20 protein-coding genes and 1 tRNA gene are annotated in these 22,801 nt (G+C 59.8%); 9 read left to right on the forward strand and 12 right to left on the reverse strand.

Annotated elements, in window-relative coordinates; genetic code table 11:
* Positions 1-2 precede the first annotated feature (2 nt).
* Positions 3-1,100 (forward strand): DUF1513 domain-containing protein, encoded by a 1,098-nt coding sequence (locus YA0848_RS27060; RefSeq protein ID WP_034100615.1) that lies wholly within the window; start codon positions 3-5, stop codon positions 1,098-1,100.
* Positions 1,101-1,178: 78 nt separating this feature from the next.
* On the opposite strand, the gene YA0848_RS27065 is transcribed toward YA0848_RS27060, so the two are convergent.
* From YA0848_RS27065 to colR, 5 genes are all read right to left on the reverse strand, one after another.
* Positions 1,179-1,406, reverse strand: a complete 228-nt coding sequence (locus YA0848_RS27065) for a hypothetical protein (RefSeq protein ID WP_034100283.1) — start codon at positions 1,404-1,406, stop codon at positions 1,179-1,181.
* Entirely contained in the window at positions 1,403-2,122 is a 720-nt protein-coding gene (locus tag YA0848_RS27070) for a lipopolysaccharide kinase InaA family protein (protein ID WP_034100285.1), read from the reverse strand. The genes YA0848_RS27065 and YA0848_RS27070 overlap by 4 nt, the downstream gene beginning before the upstream one ends.
* 4 nt (positions 2,123-2,126) lie before the next feature.
* On the reverse strand, positions 2,127-2,807 hold the full coding sequence (locus YA0848_RS27075) for a class I SAM-dependent methyltransferase (RefSeq protein ID WP_034100287.1): 681 nt from the start codon (positions 2,805-2,807) through the stop codon (positions 2,127-2,129).
* A gap of 187 nt (positions 2,808-2,994) precedes the next feature.
* Positions 2,995-4,275: a sensor histidine kinase gene (locus tag YA0848_RS27080; RefSeq protein ID WP_034100289.1), complete on the reverse strand. Its 1,281-nt coding sequence runs from the start codon at positions 4,273-4,275 to the stop codon at positions 2,995-2,997.
* Positions 4,265-4,948 (reverse strand): two-component system response regulator ColR, encoded by a 684-nt coding sequence (gene colR, locus YA0848_RS27085; protein WP_047881963.1) that lies wholly within the window; start codon positions 4,946-4,948, stop codon positions 4,265-4,267. The genes YA0848_RS27080 and colR overlap by 11 nt, the downstream gene beginning before the upstream one ends.
* Before the next feature lie 201 nt (positions 4,949-5,149).
* Here colR and YA0848_RS27090 point away from each other — a divergent pair, with 201 nt between their 5' ends.
* Complete coding sequence (locus YA0848_RS27090; protein WP_169903332.1) at positions 5,150-7,099, forward strand: LTA synthase family protein; 1,950 nt, start codon at positions 5,150-5,152, stop codon at positions 7,097-7,099.
* Between the two features lie 83 nt (positions 7,100-7,182).
* On the opposite strand, the gene groL is transcribed toward YA0848_RS27090, so the two are convergent.
* From groL to YA0848_RS27115, 5 genes are all read right to left on the reverse strand, one after another.
* Entirely contained in the window at positions 7,183-8,829 is a 1,647-nt protein-coding gene (groL, locus tag YA0848_RS27095; protein WP_034100295.1) for a chaperonin GroEL, read from the reverse strand.
* A 49-nt stretch (positions 8,830-8,878) separates the two neighbouring features.
* On the reverse strand, positions 8,879-9,175 hold the full coding sequence (locus tag YA0848_RS27100) for a co-chaperone GroES (RefSeq protein WP_017846112.1): 297 nt from the start codon (positions 9,173-9,175) through the stop codon (positions 8,879-8,881).
* A gap of 247 nt (positions 9,176-9,422) precedes the next feature.
* A complete protein-coding gene (locus tag YA0848_RS27105) occupies positions 9,423-9,899 on the reverse strand; it encodes an FxsA family protein (RefSeq protein WP_169903331.1) in 477 nt (158 codons plus the stop codon).
* A gap of 66 nt (positions 9,900-9,965) precedes the next feature.
* A complete protein-coding gene (locus YA0848_RS27110; protein ID WP_034100300.1) occupies positions 9,966-10,697 on the reverse strand; it encodes a HugZ family pyridoxamine 5'-phosphate oxidase in 732 nt (243 codons plus the stop codon).
* 94 nt (positions 10,698-10,791) lie between these two features.
* Positions 10,792-11,799 (reverse strand): DUF481 domain-containing protein, encoded by a 1,008-nt coding sequence (locus YA0848_RS27115; protein WP_169903330.1) that lies wholly within the window; start codon positions 11,797-11,799, stop codon positions 10,792-10,794.
* A gap of 133 nt (positions 11,800-11,932) precedes the next feature.
* On the opposite strand from YA0848_RS27115, the gene YA0848_RS27120 reads away from it, so the two are divergent.
* The 4 genes from YA0848_RS27120 to YA0848_RS27135 all read left to right on the forward strand — a co-directional run bounded on the left by YA0848_RS27120 (position 11,933) and on the right by YA0848_RS27135 (position 16,774).
* Complete coding sequence (locus tag YA0848_RS27120; protein WP_052198998.1) at positions 11,933-12,316, forward strand: MGMT family protein; 384 nt, start codon at positions 11,933-11,935, stop codon at positions 12,314-12,316.
* A gap of 43 nt (positions 12,317-12,359) precedes the next feature.
* Positions 12,360-13,892 carry an AmpG family muropeptide MFS transporter gene (locus tag YA0848_RS27125; protein WP_034115007.1) on the forward strand — a complete coding sequence of 511 codons (1,533 nt, stop codon included), beginning with the start codon at positions 12,360-12,362 and terminating at the stop codon, positions 13,890-13,892.
* A 192-nt stretch (positions 13,893-14,084) separates the two neighbouring features.
* On the forward strand, positions 14,085-15,800 hold the full coding sequence (locus YA0848_RS27130; protein ID WP_034100308.1) for a proline--tRNA ligase: 1,716 nt from the start codon (positions 14,085-14,087) through the stop codon (positions 15,798-15,800).
* Between the two features lie 20 nt (positions 15,801-15,820).
* Positions 15,821-16,774 (forward strand): hypothetical protein, encoded by a 954-nt coding sequence (locus tag YA0848_RS27135; protein ID WP_034115008.1) that lies wholly within the window; start codon positions 15,821-15,823, stop codon positions 16,772-16,774.
* A 63-nt stretch (positions 16,775-16,837) separates the two neighbouring features.
* Here the strand turns inward: YA0848_RS27135 and dinB are convergent, their stop codons facing one another.
* On the reverse strand, positions 16,838-17,896 hold the full coding sequence (gene dinB / locus YA0848_RS27140; RefSeq protein WP_034100312.1) for a DNA polymerase IV: 1,059 nt from the start codon (positions 17,894-17,896) through the stop codon (positions 16,838-16,840).
* Between the two features lie 279 nt (positions 17,897-18,175).
* On the opposite strand from dinB, the gene YA0848_RS27145 reads away from it, so the two are divergent.
* The 3 genes from YA0848_RS27145 (at position 18,176) to YA0848_RS27155 (ending at position 22,441) form a co-directional block, all read left to right on the forward strand.
* A tRNA-Met gene (locus YA0848_RS27145) sits at positions 18,176-18,252 on the forward strand.
* Positions 18,253-18,518: 266 nt separating this feature from the next.
* Complete coding sequence (gene mprF, locus YA0848_RS27150) at positions 18,519-21,161, forward strand: bifunctional lysylphosphatidylglycerol flippase/synthetase MprF (protein ID WP_034100314.1); 2,643 nt, start codon at positions 18,519-18,521, stop codon at positions 21,159-21,161.
* The gene (locus YA0848_RS27155) at positions 21,161-22,441 is read left to right on the forward strand and encodes a virulence factor family protein (protein ID WP_169903328.1); all 1,281 of its coding nucleotides are present in this window, start codon (positions 21,161-21,163) and stop codon (positions 22,439-22,441) included. The genes mprF and YA0848_RS27155 overlap by 1 nt, the downstream gene beginning before the upstream one ends.
* 74 nt (positions 22,442-22,515) lie before the next feature.
* Here the strand turns inward: YA0848_RS27155 and YA0848_RS27160 are convergent.
* A partial coding sequence (locus tag YA0848_RS27160; protein ID WP_198731453.1) for an integrase core domain-containing protein occupies positions 22,516-22,801 on the reverse strand: 286 nt, incomplete at its 5' end.

Consider the following 22,801-nt stretch of genomic DNA (forward strand, 5'->3'; position numbering starts at 1 on the left):
TGATGCTCAGGCGACAGGCTTTGGCGATTGGCAGCGTGCTGCTCAGCGCGCTCACTCTGGGCGGCTGGACGCTGTTCAAGCACAAGGACAACGGACCGTTGCTGCTGTCGGCGCGGGATGATGGGGACGGCAAGCACTACGCCGTGGGCTATCGCCTGGACGGCACGCGGGTGTTCGCCACCCAGGTCGGCCAGCGCTGCCACGACATCATCAACCACCCGACGCTGCCGATTGCGCTGTTTGTGGCCCGTCGTCCGGGCACCGAGAGCTACCTGATCGACCTGCGCGATGGCGCGCTGCTGCAAACCATCTCCTCAAACGCCAATCGCCACTTCTATGGCCACGCGGTCATCCACAAGAGTGGCGAGTGGCTATACGCCACCGAAAACGATACCTCCGACCCCGGCCGCGGCCTGCTCGGTGTGTACAAGTTCGAGGGTGAGCGCCTGGTGCATAGCGGCGAGCTGTCCACCCATGGCATCGGCCCGCACCAAGTGTCGTGGATGCCCGACGGCGAAACCCTGGTGGTGGCCAATGGCGGCATCCGCACCGAAGCGGAAAGCCGCGTGGAGATGAACCTCAACGCCATGGAGCCGAGCCTGGTGCTGATGCGTCGCGACGGCGCGCTGATCAGCAAGGAAACCCTGAGCCAGCAGATGAACAGCGTACGTCACATGGGTATTGCCAGCGATGGCACGATCCTTACCGGCCAACAGTTTATGGGCCCTTCCCAGGAGCGCTCCGAACTGTTGGCCATCAAGCGTCCCGGCCAACCGTTCGTGGCATTTCCGGTGGCCGATGCGCAGTTGCAAGCCATGGGGCATTACACCGCCAGCGTAGCCGTGCACAGCGAACTGCGCTTGGTCGCCTTGACGGCCCCGCGCGGCAATCGCTTCTTTATCTGGGACATGGACAGCGGTGAGCTGCGCCTGGACGGCCCACTGCCCGACTGCGCGGGCGTGGGAGCGGTGGCGGATGGGTTTGTGGTCACCTCGGGCCAGGGCCGTTGCCGCTTCTACGATTGCCGACAGAAACAGTTGGTCGCTAAACCGTTGGAATTGCCGGCCGGGCTTTGGGATAACCATCTGCATCTGGCATAAACGCCCGCTGACAGACTGAAAAATCCGCAAAAAAAAGGGCCTCGCATCGCAAGGCCCTGTTCGGGAGGTTTAAAGATTTCAACTTTGCGGCCTCATCCCTTGAGACATTCCGAACATGAACAGCAAAAGTTCATGATCGGGCTTGGCCGCGGTGCTCGCCTTGGCGACACGCGGCAACAGGCATTGCGCGCCGCCCTGCGACGCGCTGAGTACCTGGGTACGAGGCTGCTCCCAGGCGGCCAGCGCTAAGGCTGCTACGCCTAACGCTCCCACCAAAAAAAAACCTCGTGCTATTTCTAGCTTCATCTGGTTAAACCCTTGATAGCGCTGCCAAACGCCGTCTCGTAAAAGTAGCTGAGTTTTTCCCAGTCAGCGCTGCTCCACGACGAATGGCGCCGCAGTTGCAGCATGTCGTGGGAAGCCGCCCGATAAGCGGTCAGGCGCTGCCGACATTTTTCAAAATCCAGCAACGCCACTTCGACGGTGGCCGAGTCACCCTCGCCCGTCACGCGCGCAAAAATATGCTTGATGTACAGACAGCCGTGCTGCCAGCGCCCCTTGTGCATACGTGCCAGGGTGGTCGCCACTTCCTTGAGCAGACGCTCATGCACCTGTTCACCGTACTGCTCACGGCCGCCGGCGGCGTACCATTTTTCGATCTCGTCGAAACCATCCAAAGAAGCCGTCACCAATATGGCTTTCCACTGGTGTTCAGGATCACGACGCGCTTCGCAGAACACCATTTCCGGCACTCGCACATCCAGCAGGCGAAGCCCCTTGAGCGCATCACGCTCGCGCAGCACCGTAGGACGCCCGAACGGGTGCAGCCAACTGCGGTAAATATGCCCGGTCTGCCGCTTGCAATAGAGCAAACGCCCGCTGGCGCTCATGACCCGCTGTACACCGCTTTCGCCGCCGCGCCGACGATTGGGCTCTTCCACCCATTCGCCCTGCTGACGCCAGAAATAGTCGAATCGTTCTTCTGGAGCTACGTGACTGCCTGCTACGCACTCAACTGCCATCCTGTTACCTCTTGCGTAATACATATACTCGCCACATGGCGTAGAGCGGTATGAAGTCCAGAGCGTCCTGAACACGAAAACCCGCCTGCTCGAATTCTGCTTCTACAGTAGCAGCCGGTAACACAAACCTGTTTTGGTAACCGTCCTGCTCACCTTTCCTACGACGTCGATCTTCGGTGCGCTTGCGCTTCCACGCTTTGAAATTGCCATCGACCCACAGAGAAATAATCACACTGTCACGGGTAACTCGCTGAAACTCGCGCAATATCGCCAGACGATGGGCCGGATCACCAATATGGTGCAGCAGGCGCATACAGAAAATGCTGTCGACCGCGTTATCTGGCAAATCAATATCAAAGGCAGAGGTGTGCAAAGGACGTACCCGTTTCACCACCTCTGCCGGCTGCGCCTGGGTGGCCACCTTCAGCATCGACGCGGAATTATCGGCACCGATAATCACGCGGTTGGGCTTTTCCGCCAGCAGCGGCCAGAAACGACCGGCACCACACGGCAGGTCCAACACCAGCCCAGGCTCACCGGCCATGGCCAGCGCGCCACGGGCCAATTGCTCGTCGCGTTTGTGGGACAACCGGCGAGCCAGATTGTCCTGATGCTTGAGCAAATATTTCTCTGCGTGCTGATCGTCGTACTTTTCGGAAAATTCGAGCTTGATCGGGGTAGGCATCAACAGGTCTCCAATGACTGATGCCTACAAACTATTCAGCGCCGCGTGATCAATAGGTCAACTCGTTGTGAAAAACTTGTCCTGTCCAATCTCATACATTTCAAGACTTTACAAAGACAAATAGTATCAACGGGCCATATTCGCCGAATTACGGCGACCATTGGCAGGATAACGGCAGGGGGTGGAGTCAGGGTTTGACCTGACTCAACTCGACATGAAAGCGGCAACCATTAGGCTCCATGGTGCTGAGGCTAACGCTCCAGCCCTGGTTCTCGCAGATGCGCTGTACCAGCGACAGGCCCAGCCCCAGGCCCTCGCCGCGTTTCTCACTACCGCGTACGAACGGCTCGAACATGGCTTCGCGTTTTTCTTCGGGAATGCCGACGCCGCTGTCTTCCACGACAAAACCGGTCGGTTCCAGAGTCAGGCGAATAAAGCCCTGCTCGGTGTAGTGCAACGCATTGCGCAGCAGGTTGCCCATTACCGCGTGCAGGAAGGTGGTGTTATAGCGCGTGTCCAGAGGGTTGCCCTGTTGATAGATCAGTTGCAGGCCCTTCTGCTCGATAGGCTCACGCCAGATTCCCAACAGGTCCTCCGCCACTTGAGTGAGGCTGACCTGGGGCGACATCACCGCATCGTTGTGCTGGGCCCGCGCCAGCATCAGGAAGGTTTGCACCAGCTCGCGCATTTCTTCGCAAGCCCTGGCAATACGTAGCACCTGGTTACGCCCGCGCTGGTCGATGGCCGGGTTTTCCAGCAGCAGTTCGCAAGAACTGGCCAGCACCATCAACGGCGTGCGCAGTTCGTGACTCACATCGCTGGTAAACAATTGCTCGCGGGACAATGCCTGGCGCAGACGGCCCAATGTGGCATCGAACGCCACCGCCAATTCGCCCACTTCATCGGCCGCGTAGTCCGGCGCCAAAGGCGGCGCCAGGCCCAGCAACTGGTCACGATGGCGCACCTGGCGGGCCAGACGCACCACTGGGGCCATCACTTTGCGCGCCAGCACCCAACCGAGGAACACGGCCAGGGCCAGACTGAGCACGAAGCCCACCAGCACCACGGCGAACAGCACGCGCTCACGCTCTTCGAAGTCACTCTGATCCTGCAGCAGCACGTAGCGCCGCCCGTCTATGACCTCGACCATGGCGTGGTATGACAGCGACTCACGGAATACCTCGTGAAAGCCAGGCTCCAGGTGACGCAGATCCTTGGGTAATTCGAAATCGCCACGGCCGCCGCTGAAATAGAACAGCTGATCCGGCTCGGGTCGATGGCTCCAGTCTTCGACGCTGTCCATCAGCAGCAAGCGTTGCAAATCGCCGCCGAGGCCCGCTGAAATCAGCTTCTCTTCCACCAGATGCACCGTTGCCACGATGCCCATGGCGAAAGCCCCCGCCACCAGCGCGCTCATCAAGGCAAAGGCAATGATGATCCGCTGGGCAAGGCTCTGCTTAAATTCCATCTCGGCCCTCGGCCAGGCGATACCCCACACCGTGCACCGTGTGCAGCAGCGGTTTGGCAAAAGGTTTGTCGATCACTTGGCGCAATTGGTGGACATGGCTGCGCAGGCTGTCGCTGTCCGGGCAGTCATCGCCCCACAATGCCTCTTCGAGAATTTCCCGGCGCAGCACATGGGGGCTTTTTTGCATCAGCACCGCCAGCAGCTTCAGGCCGACCGGGTTGAGTTTGAGCAGGCGCCCTTCACGGGTCACTTCCAACGTGTCGAGGTCGTAGCTCAGATCGCCCACTTGCAACGCCCGGCGCCCGCCGCCCTGGGCACGACGCAGCACCGCTTCGATGCGCGCGGCGAGTTCCGACAGGGCGAAGGGTTTGAGCAGGTAATCATCGGCGCCGGACTTGAAGCCTTGCAGCCGATCGTCCAACTGGTCGCGCGCGGTGAGCATGATCACCGGCGTATCGCGCCGCGCATCTTCGCGCAGGCGTTTGCACAGGGTGTAGCCATCTATGCCAGGCAGCATGATGTCGAGCACGATCAGATCGTAGTGTTCGGTTGCGGCCAGATGCAGGCCCGACAGACCGTCCTGCGCACAGTCGACGGTGTAGCCCTTCAGCCCCAAGTAATCGGCCAGGTTGGCCAGAATATCGCGGTTGTCTTCAACCAATAGAATTCGCATGGGCAGTGTCTCCGTACGCGGTAACGGCCGTGTTGGCTCGCGCAGCTTAAGGCCAAGTGGGGCTCAGGGATAGACCTGAAAGGCCCGTGGATCAAGGTTTTCAATCAAATAGCCAGGGCAACGAGTTTTTCACTATAGCTTCACAAACTGACTACAGTGTCAGGACGAATATCGCCCCCCATTTATATAAGGAACATAGACATGGGTTTCGTCAAAACAGCGCCAATGCGCTATCTGCTGTTGATAACCGGTGCCTGGTTATTGATATTCCTGCTGACGCGCGCCGTGCTGCTGCTCACCCACCTAGACGAAGTCGGCGGCAATCTGCTGCCGGTGTTCGGGGTGGGCCTGGTTTACGACCTGGGTTTCCTGGCCTACGCAGCGTTACCGCTGGGCCTGTATGTGCTGCTTTGCCCGCCCGGTCTGTGGCGGCGTCGCGGCCATCGCTGGTTTTTGCAGGCGGTACTCACCGTCAGCATCTTCGCGATGCTGTTTACCTCGGTGGCCGAATGGCTGTTCTGGGACGAGTTCGGTGTGCGCTTCAACTTTATCGCCGTCGACTATCTGGTGTACTCCGATGAAGTGTTGAACAACCTGCTGGAGTCTTACCCGATCGGCAAACTGCTCAGTTTGCTGGCGATGCTGGCCGTTGTGTTGAGCCTGGTGTTGCGCAAATCGTTCAACGCCGCCATGGACGCCCCGTTGCCGCCGTTGCGTGGCCGTTTGCTCAATGCACTGGTGCTGGTGCTGGCCGTCGGCCTCAGCCTGCAGTTGATTAGTCAGGACAGCCCCCGCACCCAAGGCGGTAACGCCTACAAAAACGAACTGGCCAGCAACGGCCCTTATCAGTTTTTCGCAGCCTTCCGTAACAACGAGTTGGATTACGCACAATTCTATAAAAGCCTGCCGACCGAAGTTGTCGCCAGGCAACTGCGCGCCGAACTCAGCGAGCCCAACGCGCGCTTCATCGGCCAGGACCCACTGGATATCCGTCGCGCCATCAGCCACCCGGGCCCGCTGCGCACGCCCAATATCGTGCTGGTGACCATCGAAAGCTTCAGCGCCAAATACATGGGCAGCAACGGCGACGGGCGTAACCTCACACCCAATCTGGACGCGCTGCGCCAACAAAGCCTGTACTTCAATAACTTTTACGCCACCGGTACCCGAACCGACCGCGGCCTGGAAGCGATCACCCTGGCGATTCCCCCTACACCCGGGCGCTCAATCGTCAAACGCATCGGTCGTGAAAGCGGTTTTGCCAGCCTCGGGCAACAGCTTTCCGCGGTCGGCTATGAGAGCGTGTTCGTGTACGGTGGACGCGGTTACTTCGATAACATGAACGCGTTTTTCAGCGGCAACGGCTATCGCGTGGTCGATCAGAGCAGCGTGCCCGAGACCGAAATCTCGTTTAAAAACGCCTGGGGCATGGCCGACGAGGATCTATACAAACAAACTCTGAAACTGGCCGATGCCGATTACGCTAAGCAGCAGCCATTCCTGCTACAACTGATGACCACCTCCAACCATCGCCCTTATACCTACCCGGATGGGCGTATCGATATCAAATCCGGCAATGGCCGCGACGGTGCGGTGAAATACACCGACCATGCCATCGGCGAATTCCTCGACGCGGCACGCCAGAAGCCTTGGTTCGATAACACGATCTTTGTGTTCGTCGCCGACCACACGGCCGGCAGCGCGGGGAAAGAGGACCTGCCCATCACCAACTACCAGATTCCATTGTTCATTTATGCCCCCAAGCTGATCGCCCCTCGGGAATCCGCGCAACTGGCGAGTCAGATCGACCTGGCGCCGACCCTGCTGGGCCTGATCAACCTGAGCTACGAATCGACGTTCTTCGGCCGCGACCTGCTTCAGGACAATCCGCTACCGCCGCGCGTGGTAGTCGGCAACTACCAGCACCTGGGGCTGTTCGACGGCAAGGACTTGGCCATTCTCAGTCCGCGCCTGGGCTTGCGTCGCCACGATCAGGCGTTGGCGGAGAGTCAGGAATCGCGAGTGGGCGGCGATGATCCGTTGATTCAGCGGGCGATCACCTACTACCAGGCCGCCAGCTATGATTTCAAACAGCAGTTATTGAGTTGGAAAGCGCCCAAGGAGGCAAGCCCACGGCTGACCGAGCGCTAGGTACGTTCTTTATCGAACGCGCAATAAAAAGCCCCGCCTGCATCACTGCAGGCGGGGCTTTTCAGTACGGGGGTAAGGCTGGCTTACATCATGCCGCCCATGCCACCCATGCCGCCCATGTCTGGCATACCGCCGCCAGCCGCGCCTTCAGCCTTCGGCTTGTCAGCAATGGCCGCTTCGGTGGTCAGGATCAGACCGCCGATGGAGGATGCTGCCTGCAGAGCGGAACGGGTAACCTTGGTTGGATCCAGGATGCCCATTTCGATCATGTCGCCGTAGACGCCAGTGGCGGCGTTGTAACCGTAGTTACCTTTGCCGTTCTTGACTTCGTTGACCACAACGCTTGGCTCGTCGCCGGAGTTGGCAGCGATCTGGCGCAGTGGTGCTTCTACAGCGCGACGCAGTACAGCAATACCGACGTTCTGGTCGGCGTTGTCGCCAGTCAGGCCAGTCAGGGCTTCCAGAGCACGGATCAGCGCAACGCCACCGCCAGGTACCACGCCTTCTTCAACGGCTGCACGGGTTGCGTGCAGGGCGTCTTCAACGCGGGCTTTCTTCTCTTTCATTTCAACTTCGGAACCGGCGCCAACCTTGATCACTGCAACGCCGCCGGACAGCTTGGCCAGACGCTCTTGCAGTTTTTCACGGTCGTAGTCCGAGGAAGTCTCGGCAACCTGGGCGCGGATCTGAGCGATGCGCGACTCGATGTCACCTTCAACGCCAGCACCGTCAACGATGATGGTGTTTTCCTTGGACAGGGTCACGCGCTTGGCGCTACCCAGGTTTTCCAGAGTGGCGCTTTCCAGGCTCAGACCGATCTCTTCGGAGATAACGGTACCGCCAGTCAGAACGGCGATGTCCTGCAGCATGGCCTTGCGACGGTCACCAAAGCCTGGCGCCTTGACGGCAGCGACTTTGACGATGCCACGCATGTTGTTCACAACCAGAGTCGCCAGGGCTTCGCCTTCGACGTCTTCGGCCACGATCAGCAGTGGGCGACCGGCTTTGGCAACCGCTTCCAGCACCGGCAGCATTTCGCGGATGTTGGAGATTTTCTTGTCGACCAGCAGGATCAGCGGGCTGTCCAGCTCGGCAACCATGGTGTCTGGCTTGTTGACGAAGTACGGGGACAGGTAGCCACGGTCAAACTGCATGCCTTCAACAACCGACAGTTCGTTTTCCAGGCCCGAGCCTTCTTCAACGGTGATCACGCCTTCTTTACCGACTTTTTCCATGGCTTCGGCAATGATGTCGCCGATGGAGTTGTCGGAGTTGGCCGAGATGGTACCCACCTGAGCGATGGCCTTGGTGTCGGCACATGGCTTGGACAGGTTCTTCAGCTCTTTAACGATGGCGATGGTCGCCTTGTCGATACCGCGCTTGAGGTCCATCGGGTTCATGCCGGCAGCGACGGCCTTGAGGCCTTCGTTGACGATCGACTGAGCCAGAACGGTGGCGGTGGTGGTGCCGTCGCCTGCGTCATCGTTGGCACGGGAGGCAACGTCTTTGACCAGCTGCGCGCCCATGTTTTCGAAACGGTCTTCCAGTTCGATTTCTTTGGCTACGGAAACGCCGTCCTTGGTGATGGTCGGAGCGCCGAAGCTCTTCTCGATGATCACGTTACGGCCTTTCGGGCCCAGGGTCGCTTTTACTGCATCAGCCAGGATGTTGACACCGGTGAGCATTTTCTTGCGGGCGGAATCGCCGAATTTAACTTCTTTAGCAGCCATGATCGATATTCCTTAAATACTTTGAAGTAACGGGAAAATGAGCGGGAAATCAGCCTTCCAGTACAGCGAGAATTTCGTTCTCAGCCATTACCAGCAGGTCTTCGCCGTCGACTTTCACAGTGTTGCTACCGGAGTAAGGGCCGAAAACAACCTTGTCACCCACTTTCACGGCCAGCGCGCGTACTTCACCGTTTTCCAGGGTTTTGCCTGGGCCAGCAGCGACGATCACACCGTGGTTGGCTTTTTCAGCAGCCGAACCTGGCAGCACGATGCCGCCGGCGGTTTTCTTTTCTTCTTCGCTGCGACGGATGACGACGCGGTCGTGCAGAGGACGAAGCTTGCTCATTGTCGATCTCTCCTAATTGTGTTTTTCATCGGCCGGTATCAATTCCGGCGGGTTAAATTCCGGCGGTGCCGGTCGCGGTTCGCTGAGCGAAACGCGGAAGTCTGTCTAGTGTCACCACCAGAAACCTTGCGGTGACCGTTACATAAGGGCGTCTGGGCTTATTACAAGGGGCGGCAAATGAAATTTTTTATGTCCGGGAGCGGGTAAACGCAGCACGGCACCCGAAGGTGCCGTGCCAATGGAGCGGTTATTTGCTGTCGCGGTGCTCGAACTCGCCTTCGATCACATCGCCTTCACGGCCCAGGGGCTGGCGCGGAGCCGGGCCGCCACGGGGTTGCAGGTCTTCGGCAAACGCGCGCTGACGAATAGCTGCCTCCTCGGCACGCTGGCGCATCTTACCGGCCAGCAGCCTGCGGGTGACCGGCAGCAGCATCACCAGGCCCACCACGTCGCTGATGAAACCAGGCACAATCAACAGGCCACCGGCCAGGGCCATCATCAGACCTTCGAGCATGGTCTGAGCGGGCAATTCGCCGCGATTCAGGCTTTCACGGGCACGCAGCGCCGTGGCCAGGCCCGCGACGCGCAGCACCAGAACGCCGAGCATCGAGCCCAGAATAATCAACAGCAATGCTGGGAAGAACCCGATCGCACCGCTGACTTGAACGAAGACGAACAGCTCCAACACCGGGAACAGCAGAAAGAGCAATAAAAAAGGGCGCATCAAATGTTTCCTCAACGCAAGAATGCCTTGCCAGTCCACCTTAGATGACGTCGCCGTTTCGTGAATTCAAGCGTCAGCCGCCGCTTTTTTCGGCCAGGCTGCGGCGTGAGCCAGTGAAACCAAGGCTTCGCGCACTTGTGTCGGCGTGTTGCAAGGCGCGGCAAATGGCAACCAATGTAGCGACTGGCCAATCCGCAGGTGCATGCCTTCACTGTCGATGCCGGCCAATTGCGCAGGCTCGTTGACGGGTAAACCGGCCAGGTCGACGTAATGGGCAATCGCCTTGGCATGGTCGCTGTTCATGTGTTCGACCATGCTGCGCTCTGCCGCGCCGGCGAAGGGGTTGGCCAGGGTCATTTGATCGAGCCAGTGGATCGCGCCGAATCCGCCTATGTAGCGGTGGCGAACCGGCTTGAGCACCCAGAAATCGAAATCGTGGGCCTTGTGGTAATTGGCCGATTCGGGGAAGTAGCGGTAATAGCGCTCGGCTGCGGCCTCGATGGCGGCATCGTCATGCAATTGCTCGGCTTCGGCCAGGTAGGTGAGACGCCCTACCGCCTGCACATCGTCCGCCCCACGCTCACCGACCAGCAGCGAGCATTTGGGCTCTTTTTGCAGGTTATGGGTGTGCTGGGCGATGCGGCTGATCAGGATCAGCGGGCGGCCCTGCTCGTCCAGGCAGTACGGCACCACCGATCCAAATGGAAAGCCAGGCATGGCTTTGGACAATGTGGAGAGAGCCCCACGGTACTCCTTGAGCAACAGCTCTCGGGCGTTCTTGGCAACCTGTGCGCTCAACGTATGACTCCTCGGGTATTCAGCCGCCCATAACGTATGGGAATGGATCTCAACACAAGGTAATCAATATAAGCAGCGGTTGCCAGGGACGCGACTACCAAGCCACCCCGAAACCGGCGGTATAACGGGTCTTGCTCAGGCTGCTCTCCGAATCGCCGCTGATCACGTCACGCTCGGCCTTGAGGTTGAGCGATGCCCACTCGGTGACTTTGTAGCGCAGACCCATTTCCGCATCCAGGGAGTACTCGGCTGGCGCATCGATAGGCTTGCCGAGTTCGCCATTGGTGAAGAACTCAACGGTCTTGCCCACCAGATAGCGGTTGTAGTTCCACTTCATGGCCAGGGAATAGAAGTTGTCCTTGCCGCCGTCGGCATATTCATAGTCGGTGCGGTTGACCAGCGAGCCGAGGGAGAAAGCGCCCAGCTCGTCATCCCAGAACTGGTAGCCAGGGCCAGTACCCACGGTGCGCTGACGCGCCAGGTCTTCGACTTTGTCGCGCTTGTAGGTCAGGCGCCCCTGCCAGAACCAGTGCTCGGTAATAAAGCGGTCCAGGTCGTACTCCAGGGCCCAGTTGTCGGTGGTGGTCACGTCATCCTGGAATTCGCGGTTGTATTCGCCCTGCCCGGTATGGCGCCATTGGCCATGGCGGGCGGTGGTCTTGAAGTCGATGTCGTAGTCGTTGGTGTCTTTTTCGGCGCGCTTGTAGTCCAGTGCCAGATCGACATTGCCCTTCCACACCAGGTCCTCGATCACCGGTTTAGGCTTGATTATCTGTTGGATGCTTGCCAGTTCAACGGTCTTGGGCGCTTCGCCATTGGCCAGCACCACTTTGCCGTCTTCTGCCGCTTGGAGGGACTTGGCTTTCTCGCCACTGTAGGCATCCTGCTTAACCAGCAGCTCCTGGTCGCTTTCCAGGGTTTTGACTTGCTTCCAGTCCACTGGAATCGCACCGGCATACGCGGTCTGGATCAGCAATTTGCCGCCGTCGAAGACCTTGATTTTGCCGGTCAGGCGGTCACCGTTCTTCAACCAGACGGTGTCCGCAAGCAAGGGTGTGGAAGCGCTTAAAACAGCAAGGCACAGCAAGGTTCTGGACAACATAAGCGGATTCGAGGCTCGGGCTTGGCGAAAAAGAGGGCATTATCGTGTTAGATAACGTCTTAGCAAGGACTGACTCAGGGATCGCAGATGAGTTCAATTCTCACCGCCATGTTTACAGCCGTTTCTTGCAAAAATGCCGACATATTCAACGGATAGTCCCACAGTGAAATTGCCTGTCGATACACCACAAACCGCTGCCGATATGCGCCGCACCGCGCTGTACCTGACCTTGGCGCAAGTGCCCGAGGGCTGCGTGGTGAGCTACGGCGAGCTGGCGCACTTGGCCGGTCTCGGGCGGGCGGCGCGCTGGGTGGGGCGGACCTTGAGCCAGCTCCCAGAGGACACGCGGCTGCCCTGGCATCGCGTGCTGGGTGCCGGCGGTCGGATAAGTCTGCCGGCGGGCAGTGCATCGGGTGACGAACAACGTGCGCGTTTGCGCGGCGAAGGTGTCAGTATCCTGAACAATCGCGTTGATATTCAGCGTCATGGCTGGCGCCCGGTAGAGCACAGCGGTTAGAGTGCGCGCTTTGTTTCCGTGAATCTGAGGCAGACTCCAGCCCATGCCCCGTAAAACCTGGCGCGCCGCGCTCGCTGCCTATGCCAGCCCCTCGACGTTAGTGCTGTTGTTGCTCGGCTTCGCCGCCGGCATGCCTTACATGTTGGTGTTCTCGACGCTTTCGGTGTGGTTGCGCGAAGCCGGTGTGGCCCGCGAAACCATCGGCTATGCCAGCCTGATCGGGCTGGCCTACGCCTTCAAGTGGGTCTGGTCGCCGCTGCTCGACCAATGGCGCCTGCCGCTGCTGGGCAGGCTCGGGCGCCGCCGTTCATGGCTGGTGCTCGCGCAGTCGCTGGTCATCCTGGGCTTGATCGGCATGGGGTTCTGCGATCCGCAGAAGCATTTGTCCTGGCTGATCGCCATTGCTGTGATCGTTGCCTTTGCCTCCGCCACCCAGGACATCGCGGTCGACGCCTATCGCCTGGAAATCGCCGACGACAGCCGCCAGGCGGCCTTGGCCGCCAGCTATATGTCCGGCTACCGGATCGCCGCGCTGCTGGCCACCGCAGGCGCGCTGTTCTTTGCCGAAGGTTTCGGCTCCACCGGTTTCAACTATAAACACTCGGCATGGACCGGCACTTACGTGCTGTTCGGCGTGCTGATGATCCCTGCCCTGCTGACCACGCTGTTCATGCGTGAGCCCAATGTGCCGCTGCGTACCCAATTGCAGGCGGGCCGCTACAGCTTCGTGCATCAACTGGCCTCGGTGTTCGTGCTGATCGTACTGCTGGTGTCAGTGCCGGCGATGTTCACTCAGCTGTACAACACCGATTTCGCCAGCGTGCTCTTCCAGGGCGTCAGCCTGTGGGATTTGCTGATGGAAGACCGCGCCTTCCTGCGCGCAATCCTCTATATCACGCTGACCTGCCTGTGCCTGTCGACCATGGGCCGCCGTGGCCTGGCGCCGGTGCTGACGCCAGTCAACGACTTTATCCTGCGCTACCGTTGGCAGGCCCTGCTGCTGCTCGGGTTGATCGCCACCTATCGCATGTCCGACACGGTGATGGGCGTGATGGCCAACGTGTTCTACATCGACCAGGGCTTTACCAAGGACCAGATTGCGGGCGTCAGCAAGATTTTCGGCCTGATCATGACCCTGCTCGGCGCCGGTATGGGCGGCTTGCTGATCGTGCGCTTTGGTATCCTGCCGATCCTGTTTATCGGCGGCGTCATGTCGGCCGGCACTAACCTGCTGTTCGTGATGCTCGCCGATATGGGCCCGGACCTGCAGATGCTGATTTTCACCATCTCCCTGGATAACTTCAGCTCGGGCATGGCCACGTCGGCCTTCGTGGCCTATCTGTCGAGCCTGACCAACCTCAAGTTCTCCGCCACCCAATATGCGTTGCTCAGCTCGATCATGCTGCTGCTGCCCCGCTTGATTGGCGGCTACTCGGGCGTGATGGTGGAGAAATTCGGTTACCACAACTTCTTCCTGATCACCTGCATGCTGGGTGTGCCGACGCTGCTGCTGATTGCGTTGCACTGGTTCCAGGAAAATCGGCGGATTCGATTGAGTCCGCCGGCTGAAGACTGACAATGTGGGAGGGGCATTGCGACGATTGGACTTGCCCCCGGTAGCTCAGTAACACATTAGCGCCTGACACCCTGCTATCGGGGGCAAGCCCCATCCCACATGCCCCTCTGCATTCTGATGCCTGTACTCCTGCAGCCCGCGCCCGTACAATCCCAAGTCATTTCAAGTCCAAGCAACCGACAACGGCCTACCATGCGTACCAGTCAATATTTGCTCGCCACACAGAAAGAAACGCCTTCCGATGCGGTCGTGATCAGCCACCAGCTGATGCTGCGCGCCGGCATGATTCGCAAGCTGGCCTCCGGCCTTTACACCTGGCTGCCCATGGGCTTGAAGGTGATGCGCAAGGTCGAAGCCATCGTTCGTGAAGAAATGAACGCCGCCGGCTCCCTGGAAGTGTTGATGCCGAGCACCCAACCGGCTGAACTGTGGCAGGAATCCGGGCGCTGGGAAGAGTACGGCCCTGAGTTGCTGCGCTTCAAGGATCGTCATGGCCGCGACTTCTGCGCTGGCCCGACCCATGAAGAAGTTATCACCGACCTGATGCGCAACGAGCTGAGCAGCTATAAACAGTTGCCGCTGAACCTGTATCAGATCCAGACCAAATTCCGTGATGAAATCCGCCCACGTTTCGGCTTGATGCGCGGCCGCGAATTCATCATGAAGGATGCCTATTCGTTCCACACCGACCAGGCGTCCCTGCAGGTCACCTACGACCGCATGCACCAGGCCTACTGCAATGTGTTCACGCGCCTGGGCCTGAAATTCCGCCCGGTTGAAGCGGATAACGGTTCCATCGGCGGCGCCGGCTCCCACGAATTCCACGTACTGGCCGAGTCCGGCGAAGACGATATCGTGTTCAGCAACGGTTCCGACTACGCGGCGAACATCGAGAAAGCCGAGGCCGTGCCACGGGAAACCTCGCGCCCTGCCCCGACCGAAGAACTGCGCCTGGTGGACACGCCGGACACCAAGACCATCGCGGCCCTGGTGGAGAAATTCAATCTGCCGATTGAAAAGACCATCAAGACCCTGATCGTGCACGCTGAGGAAGCAGGCAAGCTGATCGCCCTGGTTATCCGTGGCGACCACGAACTCAACGAAATCAAGGCAGCCCAGCAGCCAGGCGTGGCCAGCCCACTGGTCATGGCCAGCGATGCCGAACTGCGCGACGCCATTGGCGCCGGCGCCGGTTCCCTGGGCCCGCTGAACCTGCCGCTGCCGATCATCATCGACCGCTCGGTCGAGCTGATGAGCGACTTCGGTATCGGCGCGAACATCGACGACAAGCACTACTTCGGCGTGAACTGGGAGCGTGACCTGCCGGTTCCGACCGTGGCCGACCTGCGCAATGTGGTGGCCGGCGACCCAAGCCCGGATGGCAAGGGCACCCTGGAAATCAAGCGCGGCATCGAGGTCGGGCACATCTTCCAGCTGGGCAACAAGTACAGCAAGGCGATGAAGTGCGAAGTGCTGGGCGAGAACGGCAAGCCGATCACCCTGGAAATGGGTTGCTACGGTATTGGCGTATCCCGCGTAGTGGCGGCTGCCATCGAGCAGAACAACGACGAGAAAGGCATCATCTGGAGCGACGCCCTGGCGCCATTCCAAGTGGCGCTGGTACCGCTGCGCTACGAAACCGAGCAAGTACGCGAAGCCACCGACAAACTGTATGCCGAATTGACGGCCGCCGGTTTTGAAGTGCTGCTGGATGACCGGGACAAGAAAACCAGCCCTGGCATCAAGTTCGCCGACATGGAACTGATTGGCATCCCACACCGGATCGTGGTCAGCGACCGCGGCCTGGCAGATGGCAATCTGGAATACAAGAGCCGGACCGAAGCCGAAGCCCAACCGTTGCCGGTGGCTGACGTGCTGTCTTTCCTTCAGGCGCGTATTCGTCGCTGAAAACCAGATCAAGAGAAGTCATGTTCAAGCGAAACACCAGAGCCCTGGGGGGCGCCGCCTTGTGCGGCGCCCTGCTGGTCAGCGGCTGCGCCAATCATATGTCGCAACGCAGCGAGCACGAGGAGCGGGTCGAGCGCAAATTGCTCGATCACAGCCTGCAGATTGATGTAGGCGAACCCAAAGTGCTGGAACTGCCGCAACGCCGGGTTCGCATTCACGAGCAGAAGACCTTCGAGGTCACCGAGTTCGAAGTCACCCGGCGTTACGACCGCTACACCCCCTATCAGCCCTGGCGCAAAGTCTATGAGATGCCTCTGGGCGCAGTGGCTTTGGTGGCGGGTGCGGGCGCCAATGTGGCGAACATCTTCGCCCTCGGCAACCTGCCTTCAAGCATGACCCACGACTGGCTGATCTACGGCATAGACGGGCTTAACCCGTTCATGAACGTGCAGTCCCATGGACGCGCGCAACAGAACCTGGCGGGTATCGATGAAGTTCAGCGCGACAAGCGCCTGGAGTATTCAAGCCTGCCGTGGAGCGAGCGTCCCGTGCAAGTCACCGCCGGCAAACACACCCACGAGCTGACTACCGACCGTAACGGCGTGCTGCGCCTGAACCTATTGGACAGCCCGTTCGCCGAGCAGGACCTTAACCATGTCACCACCTTGAAGATCAGCGTGGAGGATGGCCAGGACGACGTGCACTCGGACTCGACCCTGGCCATCAGCAACACCCTGCGCGGTAAGTTGCTCGAAGCCCATGGCCTGATCTACGACGATCTGGAAGATGACGAAGTCAGCCAGTGGGTACACCGGGTCAAGCGCCTGTCGGAGCTGGGTCTGGAAGAAGAAGCCAGCGAGCTGGAACAAAGCCTGATCGAACTGACCCGCAATGATCCGGAGTTGCAGCAGGAATTCCTGCAAGCGCTAACCAAGGATGCGGGGCGACTCGTAGCGGATCCAGGCGCACGCTGAGACGCTCACAGGGCTGGAGATCGAATGTGGGAGGAGCCCCTTCCACATTTTGATTGGCGGTTTCTACCAGGCGAACTCTAGCTGTTCGTTACCGCCACTGAGGTCCAACAACCGTACCCCGATCCCCAGCAGACGCACGGGCTTGCCGCCGCGATTGAACGCTTGGGTCATCAATTGTTGATAACTCTCCAGATCCCGCCCTGCCCCGGCCTGCTCCAAGGTGGTCTGGGTAAAGTCATGAAACTTCACCTTCACGAACGGCTTGCCCGCGCGATAACTGCTGTCGATGCGTGCCATACGCCCGGCCAGGGTTTCCATCAGTTCGGGCAATTTAGCCAGGCAGCTTGAGAGATCCGGCAGATCCACATCGTAGGTATTTTCCACACTGATGGATTGCCGACGGCTATCGTTCTGTACCAAGCGATCATCGATGCCACGGGCCAGACTCCAGAGTCGCTCGCCAAAACTGCCGAATTCCCGCACCAGCGCCAGCTTGTTCCATTCGCGCAGTTGCAGGCAGTCTTCAATGCCCAAGCGCGCCAGTTTGTCAGCGGTAACTTTGCCCACGCCGTGGAGCTTGCTGACGCGCAACTGCGAGACAAACGCTTCGACCTGATCCGGCGTGATCACAAACAGGCCATTGGGCTTCTTCCAATCGCTGGCGATCTTGGCCAGGAACTTGTTCGGTGCCACGCCAGCGGACACGGTGATGTGCAATTGGTTTGAGACGCGACGACGGATGTCCTGGGCAATGCGTGTGGCGCTACCGCCAAAATGCGGGCTGTCGGAAACGTCCAGATAGGCTTCATCCAGCGACAACGGTTCGATCAGGTCGGTGTAGTCGCGAAAGATGGTCTGGATTTCCTTCGACGCCTCTTTATAAGCATCCATGCGCGGCTTGACGATGGTCAGGTCCGGGCACAGCTTCAAGGCATGCCGTGACGACATCGCCGATCGCACCCCGTAGGCCCGCGCTTCATAGTTACAGGTGGCAATCACCCCTCGACGCTCGGCCGAACCACCGACCGCCAGAGGCTTCTGCGCCAGACTCGGGTCATCGCGCATCTCGATGGCGGCGTAGAAGCAATCACAGTCAACGTGGATGATTTTGCGCTGCGTCATAAATAGAAGGGGCAATTCAACGGGCGATCAGTATCGCATTCACCCCTGTATATAGCACCAGTAGTTTGAATCTTCCGTCTGAACGGTAGGAATTCTCCTCTATGGATTTATTTTCTTAATCGAATTTACCACCTCGATAGAGCTGAAAGCCTCGGCCTGACTGGGCCCGCGGTGTTTGCGGCGCACCTCACAGAACGCTAACCAATTGAACCCAAAGCGCTTTTCTTGGATTTACGGGTTGACACACTCGCGTTCCTCTGTAGAATGCCGCCACACAGACGCGGGATGGAGCAGTCTGGTAGCTCGTCGGGCTCATAACCCGAAGGTCGTCGGTTCAAATCCGGCTCCCGCAACCAAACATCAAAAAAGGCTACTCGAAAGAGTGGCCTTTTTTGTATCTGGCGAAAAAGTTCTTCTGAAACAATGACATGGCATCTTTCATGAAACCGTACAGGGTTTGTGGAGTCCATCTCAGCACACGCTATGCTTACTCCTCTACGACCCATGGTCGCAGTCGCCGCCCCCGGTGATACGCGTTAATATTTGTAATTATTTTGTCCATAGGGATTGGTAACTTGGCTGGATACCCCCATCCTGTCGCGCACAATCCTAGAGGTGATTGATGCGCGCCAACTCGTCTGAACCACAAGACTCCGTGACTGCAACCCAACCGATCGCCCCCACCCGTTTGCGTTGGCTCGATCTATTGAGCAAATACCGACAGCCGATCGGCCTGGCCGTTACGTTGTTGCTGTTTGCAATCGCCCTGATCGCCTGTCGACACCTGTTGCTGGAGCTGGATCTCTACGCTCTCCACGACTCCATCCTGGAAGTGCCCAAGCCAGCTTTGCTGGGAGCCTTCGCCGCGGCCGTCGCCGGCTTTGTGATCCTGCTGGGCTATGAATTTTCCGGCGCCCGCTACGCAGGGGTGAACCTGCCCGCCAAGACTCTGGCCCTCGGCGGCTTCACCGCATTCGCCATCGGCAACGCCATTGGCCTGTCGATGCTCTCGGGCGGGTCGGTGCGTTACCGTCTCTATGCCCGCCACGGCATCGGGGCTTCGGAGGTGGCGCGCATGACGGTGTTTGCCAGCCTGGCCCTGGGCACTGCCCTGCCACCGTTGGCCGCTCTGGCGACCTTGAGCAACCTGCCGGCCGCCGCCACCTACCTGCATCTGCCGCAGATACTGCTCGGCGGCATAGCCGGCGCCGTGCTGTTGCTGTCGACGGTGCTGTGCATCGGCATTTATCGCCGTCGCCTGCCGGAACAACCGTTTGCTGACAACCTGCTGGTCAAAGTCGGCCGCCGCACGCTGCGGCTTCCCGGGCGTCGCCTGACCTTCCTGCAACTGATCATCACCGCGCTGGACGTCGCCGCTGCAGCCACCGTCCTTTATATGTTGCTACCGGAAGCGCCGCCTTTCGGGCCGTTCCTGCTGGTGTACCTGTTGGCCCTGGCCGCGGGCGTGCTCAGCCATGTACCGGGCGGTGTGGGGGTGTTCGAGGCGATCCTGCTCGCCGCCTTCGCTGATAAGCTCGGCGCCGCGCCATTGGCGGCCGCGCTGCTGCTGTATCGCATGATCTATGTGGTACTGCCGCTGTTGATTGCCTGTGTGTTCCTGCTGGTCAACGAGGCCCAGCGCCTGTTCCAGACCCAGCAGAGCCTGCGGGTTGCCTCGGGTCTGGCGGCACCGGTGTTGGCCGTACTGGTTTTTTTGTCCGGCGTGGTCCTGCTGTTTTCCGGCGCCACGCCGGAAATCGATTCACGCCTGGAAAACATCGGCTTCCTGATTCCCCACCGCCTGATTGACGCGTCCCACTTCGGCGCCAGCCTGATCGGCGTGCTGTGCCTGCTGCTCGCTCAAGGGTTGCGTCGACGTTTGTCGGCCGCCTGGATGCTGACCATGGTGCTGCTGCTGGTGGGCGCCCTGCTCTCGCTGCTTAAAGGCTTCGACTGGGAAGAAGCCACCTTGATGACCATGACTGCGGTGCTGCTGGCGATCTTCCGGCGCTCGTTCTACCGCGCCAGCCGACTGACCGAGCTACCGTTTTCGCCGCTATACCTGGTGGCCAGCGTCTGCGTGCTGGGGGCTTCAATCTGGCTGCTGCTGTTTGCCTATCAAGATGTCCCCTACAGCCATCAACTGTGGTGGCAGTTCACCCTCGACGCCAACGCGCCGCGTGGCCTGCGCTCGTTGCTGGGCGCAGCGGTGTTGCTGGTGATTGTGTCGCTGACTTGGCTACTGCGCACCGCGCGCCCGGTGATCCATTTACCGACGCCGGAAGAGCTGGAGCGCGCCACCAAGATTTTAATGGCTTCGTCCCAACCCGACGGCGGCCTGGCGTTGACCGGCGACAAAGCCCTGCTGTTTCACCCAAACGATGAAGCGTTCCTGATGTACGCCCGTCGTGGACGCAGCCTGGTGGCCTTGTACGATCCGATCGGCCCGACCCAACAACGGGCCGAGATGATCTGGCAGTTCCGCGACCTGTGTGACATCCACCACGCGCGCCCAGTGTTCTACCAAGTGCGCGCGGAAAACCTGCCGTACTACATGGATATCGGCCTGACCGCGATCAAGTTGGGCGAAGAAGCCCGCGTCGACCTCAAGCGCTTTGACCTGGAAGCCAAGGGCAAAGAGATGAAGGATCTGCGCTACACCTGGAACCGCGGCACCCGGGACGGTTTGTCCCTGGAGATCTGCGAACCGGGCACGGCGCCGATGGACGAGCTTAAGGTCATTTCCGATGCCTGGCTGACCGGTAAGAACGTGCGGGAAAAAGGCTTTTCCCTGGGGCGCTTCAGCGACGATTACCTTAAGCACTTTCGCATTGCGATTATTCGCTTCGAAGGGCGCCCGGTGGCCTTTGCCAACCTGCTCGAAACGTACAGCCACGACCTGGCCAGCCTGGACCTGATGCGCGCGCACCCGGACGCGCCCAAATTGACCATGGAATTTATGATGGTCGGCCTGATTCAACACTACAAAACCCACGGCTACGCCCGCTTCAGCCTCGGCATGGTGCCGCTGTCGGGCCTGCAACCGCGACGCGGCGCTCCGCTGACCCAGCGCTTGGGCTCGATGGTGTTCCGCCGTGGCGAGCAACTGTATAACTTCCAAGGTTTGCGCCGCTTCAAAGACAAGTTCCAGCCCGACTGGGAACCTCGTTACATGGCCGTGCCCGCAGGACTCGATCCGCTGGTGGCATTGGCCGATACCGCCGCCCTGATTGCGGGCGGCTTGACTGGATTGGTGAAACGCTGATGATTCGACGCTCCTGGCGGTATGTATTGGCCTTTGTAGTGCTGCTCGCCCTGATCCTGGGTGGCGGCTTTTGGTACTGGAACCGCCCTGCCCCGCAGCCCACCCTGGAGCAGTTGCCCCAGGCCGATGGCGCGGCGATGACCCGCGTGACCCCGAACGGCAATGCCAAAGCCCGTGTGATCGTGGCGGTGACGGCCGACGACGTGTTGGCCGACAGTCAATTGCTTGCCCTGAGCCAGGGCGGTAAAGCGCAGATCGTGCAGGTGGTGCTGCCCAAGGACGACTGCAAGCTACAAGAACAAGCCTTGCAAGGCGCTCTGGCGCAGCTCAAAGGCCCAGCGACCCTAGTCAGCGGCATCGGCCCTGGCGCAGCCCTCGCGTGGCGCTGGCTGGCCACACAGAACGACGATAAGGCCAATGCCATCTCCGTTGGCTTTGCCCTGGTGCAGGAAGGTTGCAAGGATCCGCTGCCGAAGACCGCCGCCCACGGCAACTGGCTGGTGGCCTGGAACGACAACCCTGACGACGAAAGCGCCAGTTTCGTACGCGATACGCCGCGCGCCACCACCAGCATCAGCGACTACGACATTCATTACCCGCAAGTGCTGAACAACGAACTGCGCAAGCAATTGGTGGGGTCGGACAACGGCGGCCTGGCGATCCCGGTGGTTGAAGTGCCGGCCGGGCAAGCCAAGGATACCGTCACGCTGTTTCTCTCCGGTGACGGCGGCTGGCGCGACCTGGACCGCGATGTGGCCAGCGAGATGGCTAAGATCGGTTACCCGGTGGTCGGCATCGACACCCTGCGCTACTACTGGCAACACAAGACCCCGGAACAAAGCGCCAAGGACCTCACCGAGCTGATGCAGCACTACCGGCAGAAGTGGGGCACCAAACGCTTCGTGCTGACTGGCTACTCGTTCGGCGCCGACGTCCTGCCCGCCATTTACAACCGCCTGCCGGAAAACGAGCAACAGCGGGTCGATGCGATCATCCTGCTGGCCTTCGCCCGCACCGGCAGCTTTGAAATCGAAGTGGAAGGCTGGCTGGGTAACGCCGGCAAAGAAGCCGCCACCGGGCCGGAAATGGCCAAGTTGCCAGCGGATAAAGTGGTGTGCATCTACGGTGCCGAAGAAGTCGACGAGAGCGGCTGCACCGATAAGACTGCCGTGGGCGAAGCCTTGAAGTTGCCCGGCGGCCATCACTTCGACGAGAACTACCCGGCACTTGCCAAACGCCTGGTGGATATCATCGTCAAGCACCAGGCCAAGTCCGAGTAATTGCGGGCTGTACGCCAAACAAACTGTGGGAGGGGGGCTGAACTGGTCAAGTATTCTTGGACACCATTTAAGGTTCATGCCGCCAGTCTCTCCCTGACGACCGGCGACCGGTAATCGTTGTAACTGTGGGGCCTGGTGATGTTGTAGCGCGAGACATAACGCTGCACGTCTGCTCGGGCCTCATGTTCTGATGCGTAACCCGTCTCGGGCACCCACTCTGATTTCAAACTTCCAAAGAAGCGCTCCATCGGAGCGTTATCCCAGCATTCGCCTTTACGGCTCATGCTTTGCCGCAGGCCATGCGCCAGCAGCTCATTCCTGAACTTATGACTGGTGTACTGGGCGGATTCAACCGGTCGT

This window comes from Pseudomonas sp. S4_EA_1b, from assembly GCF_016307435.1.
GTDB classification, from domain to species: Bacteria; Pseudomonadota; Gammaproteobacteria; order Pseudomonadales; family Pseudomonadaceae; genus Aquipseudomonas; species Aquipseudomonas rhodesiae.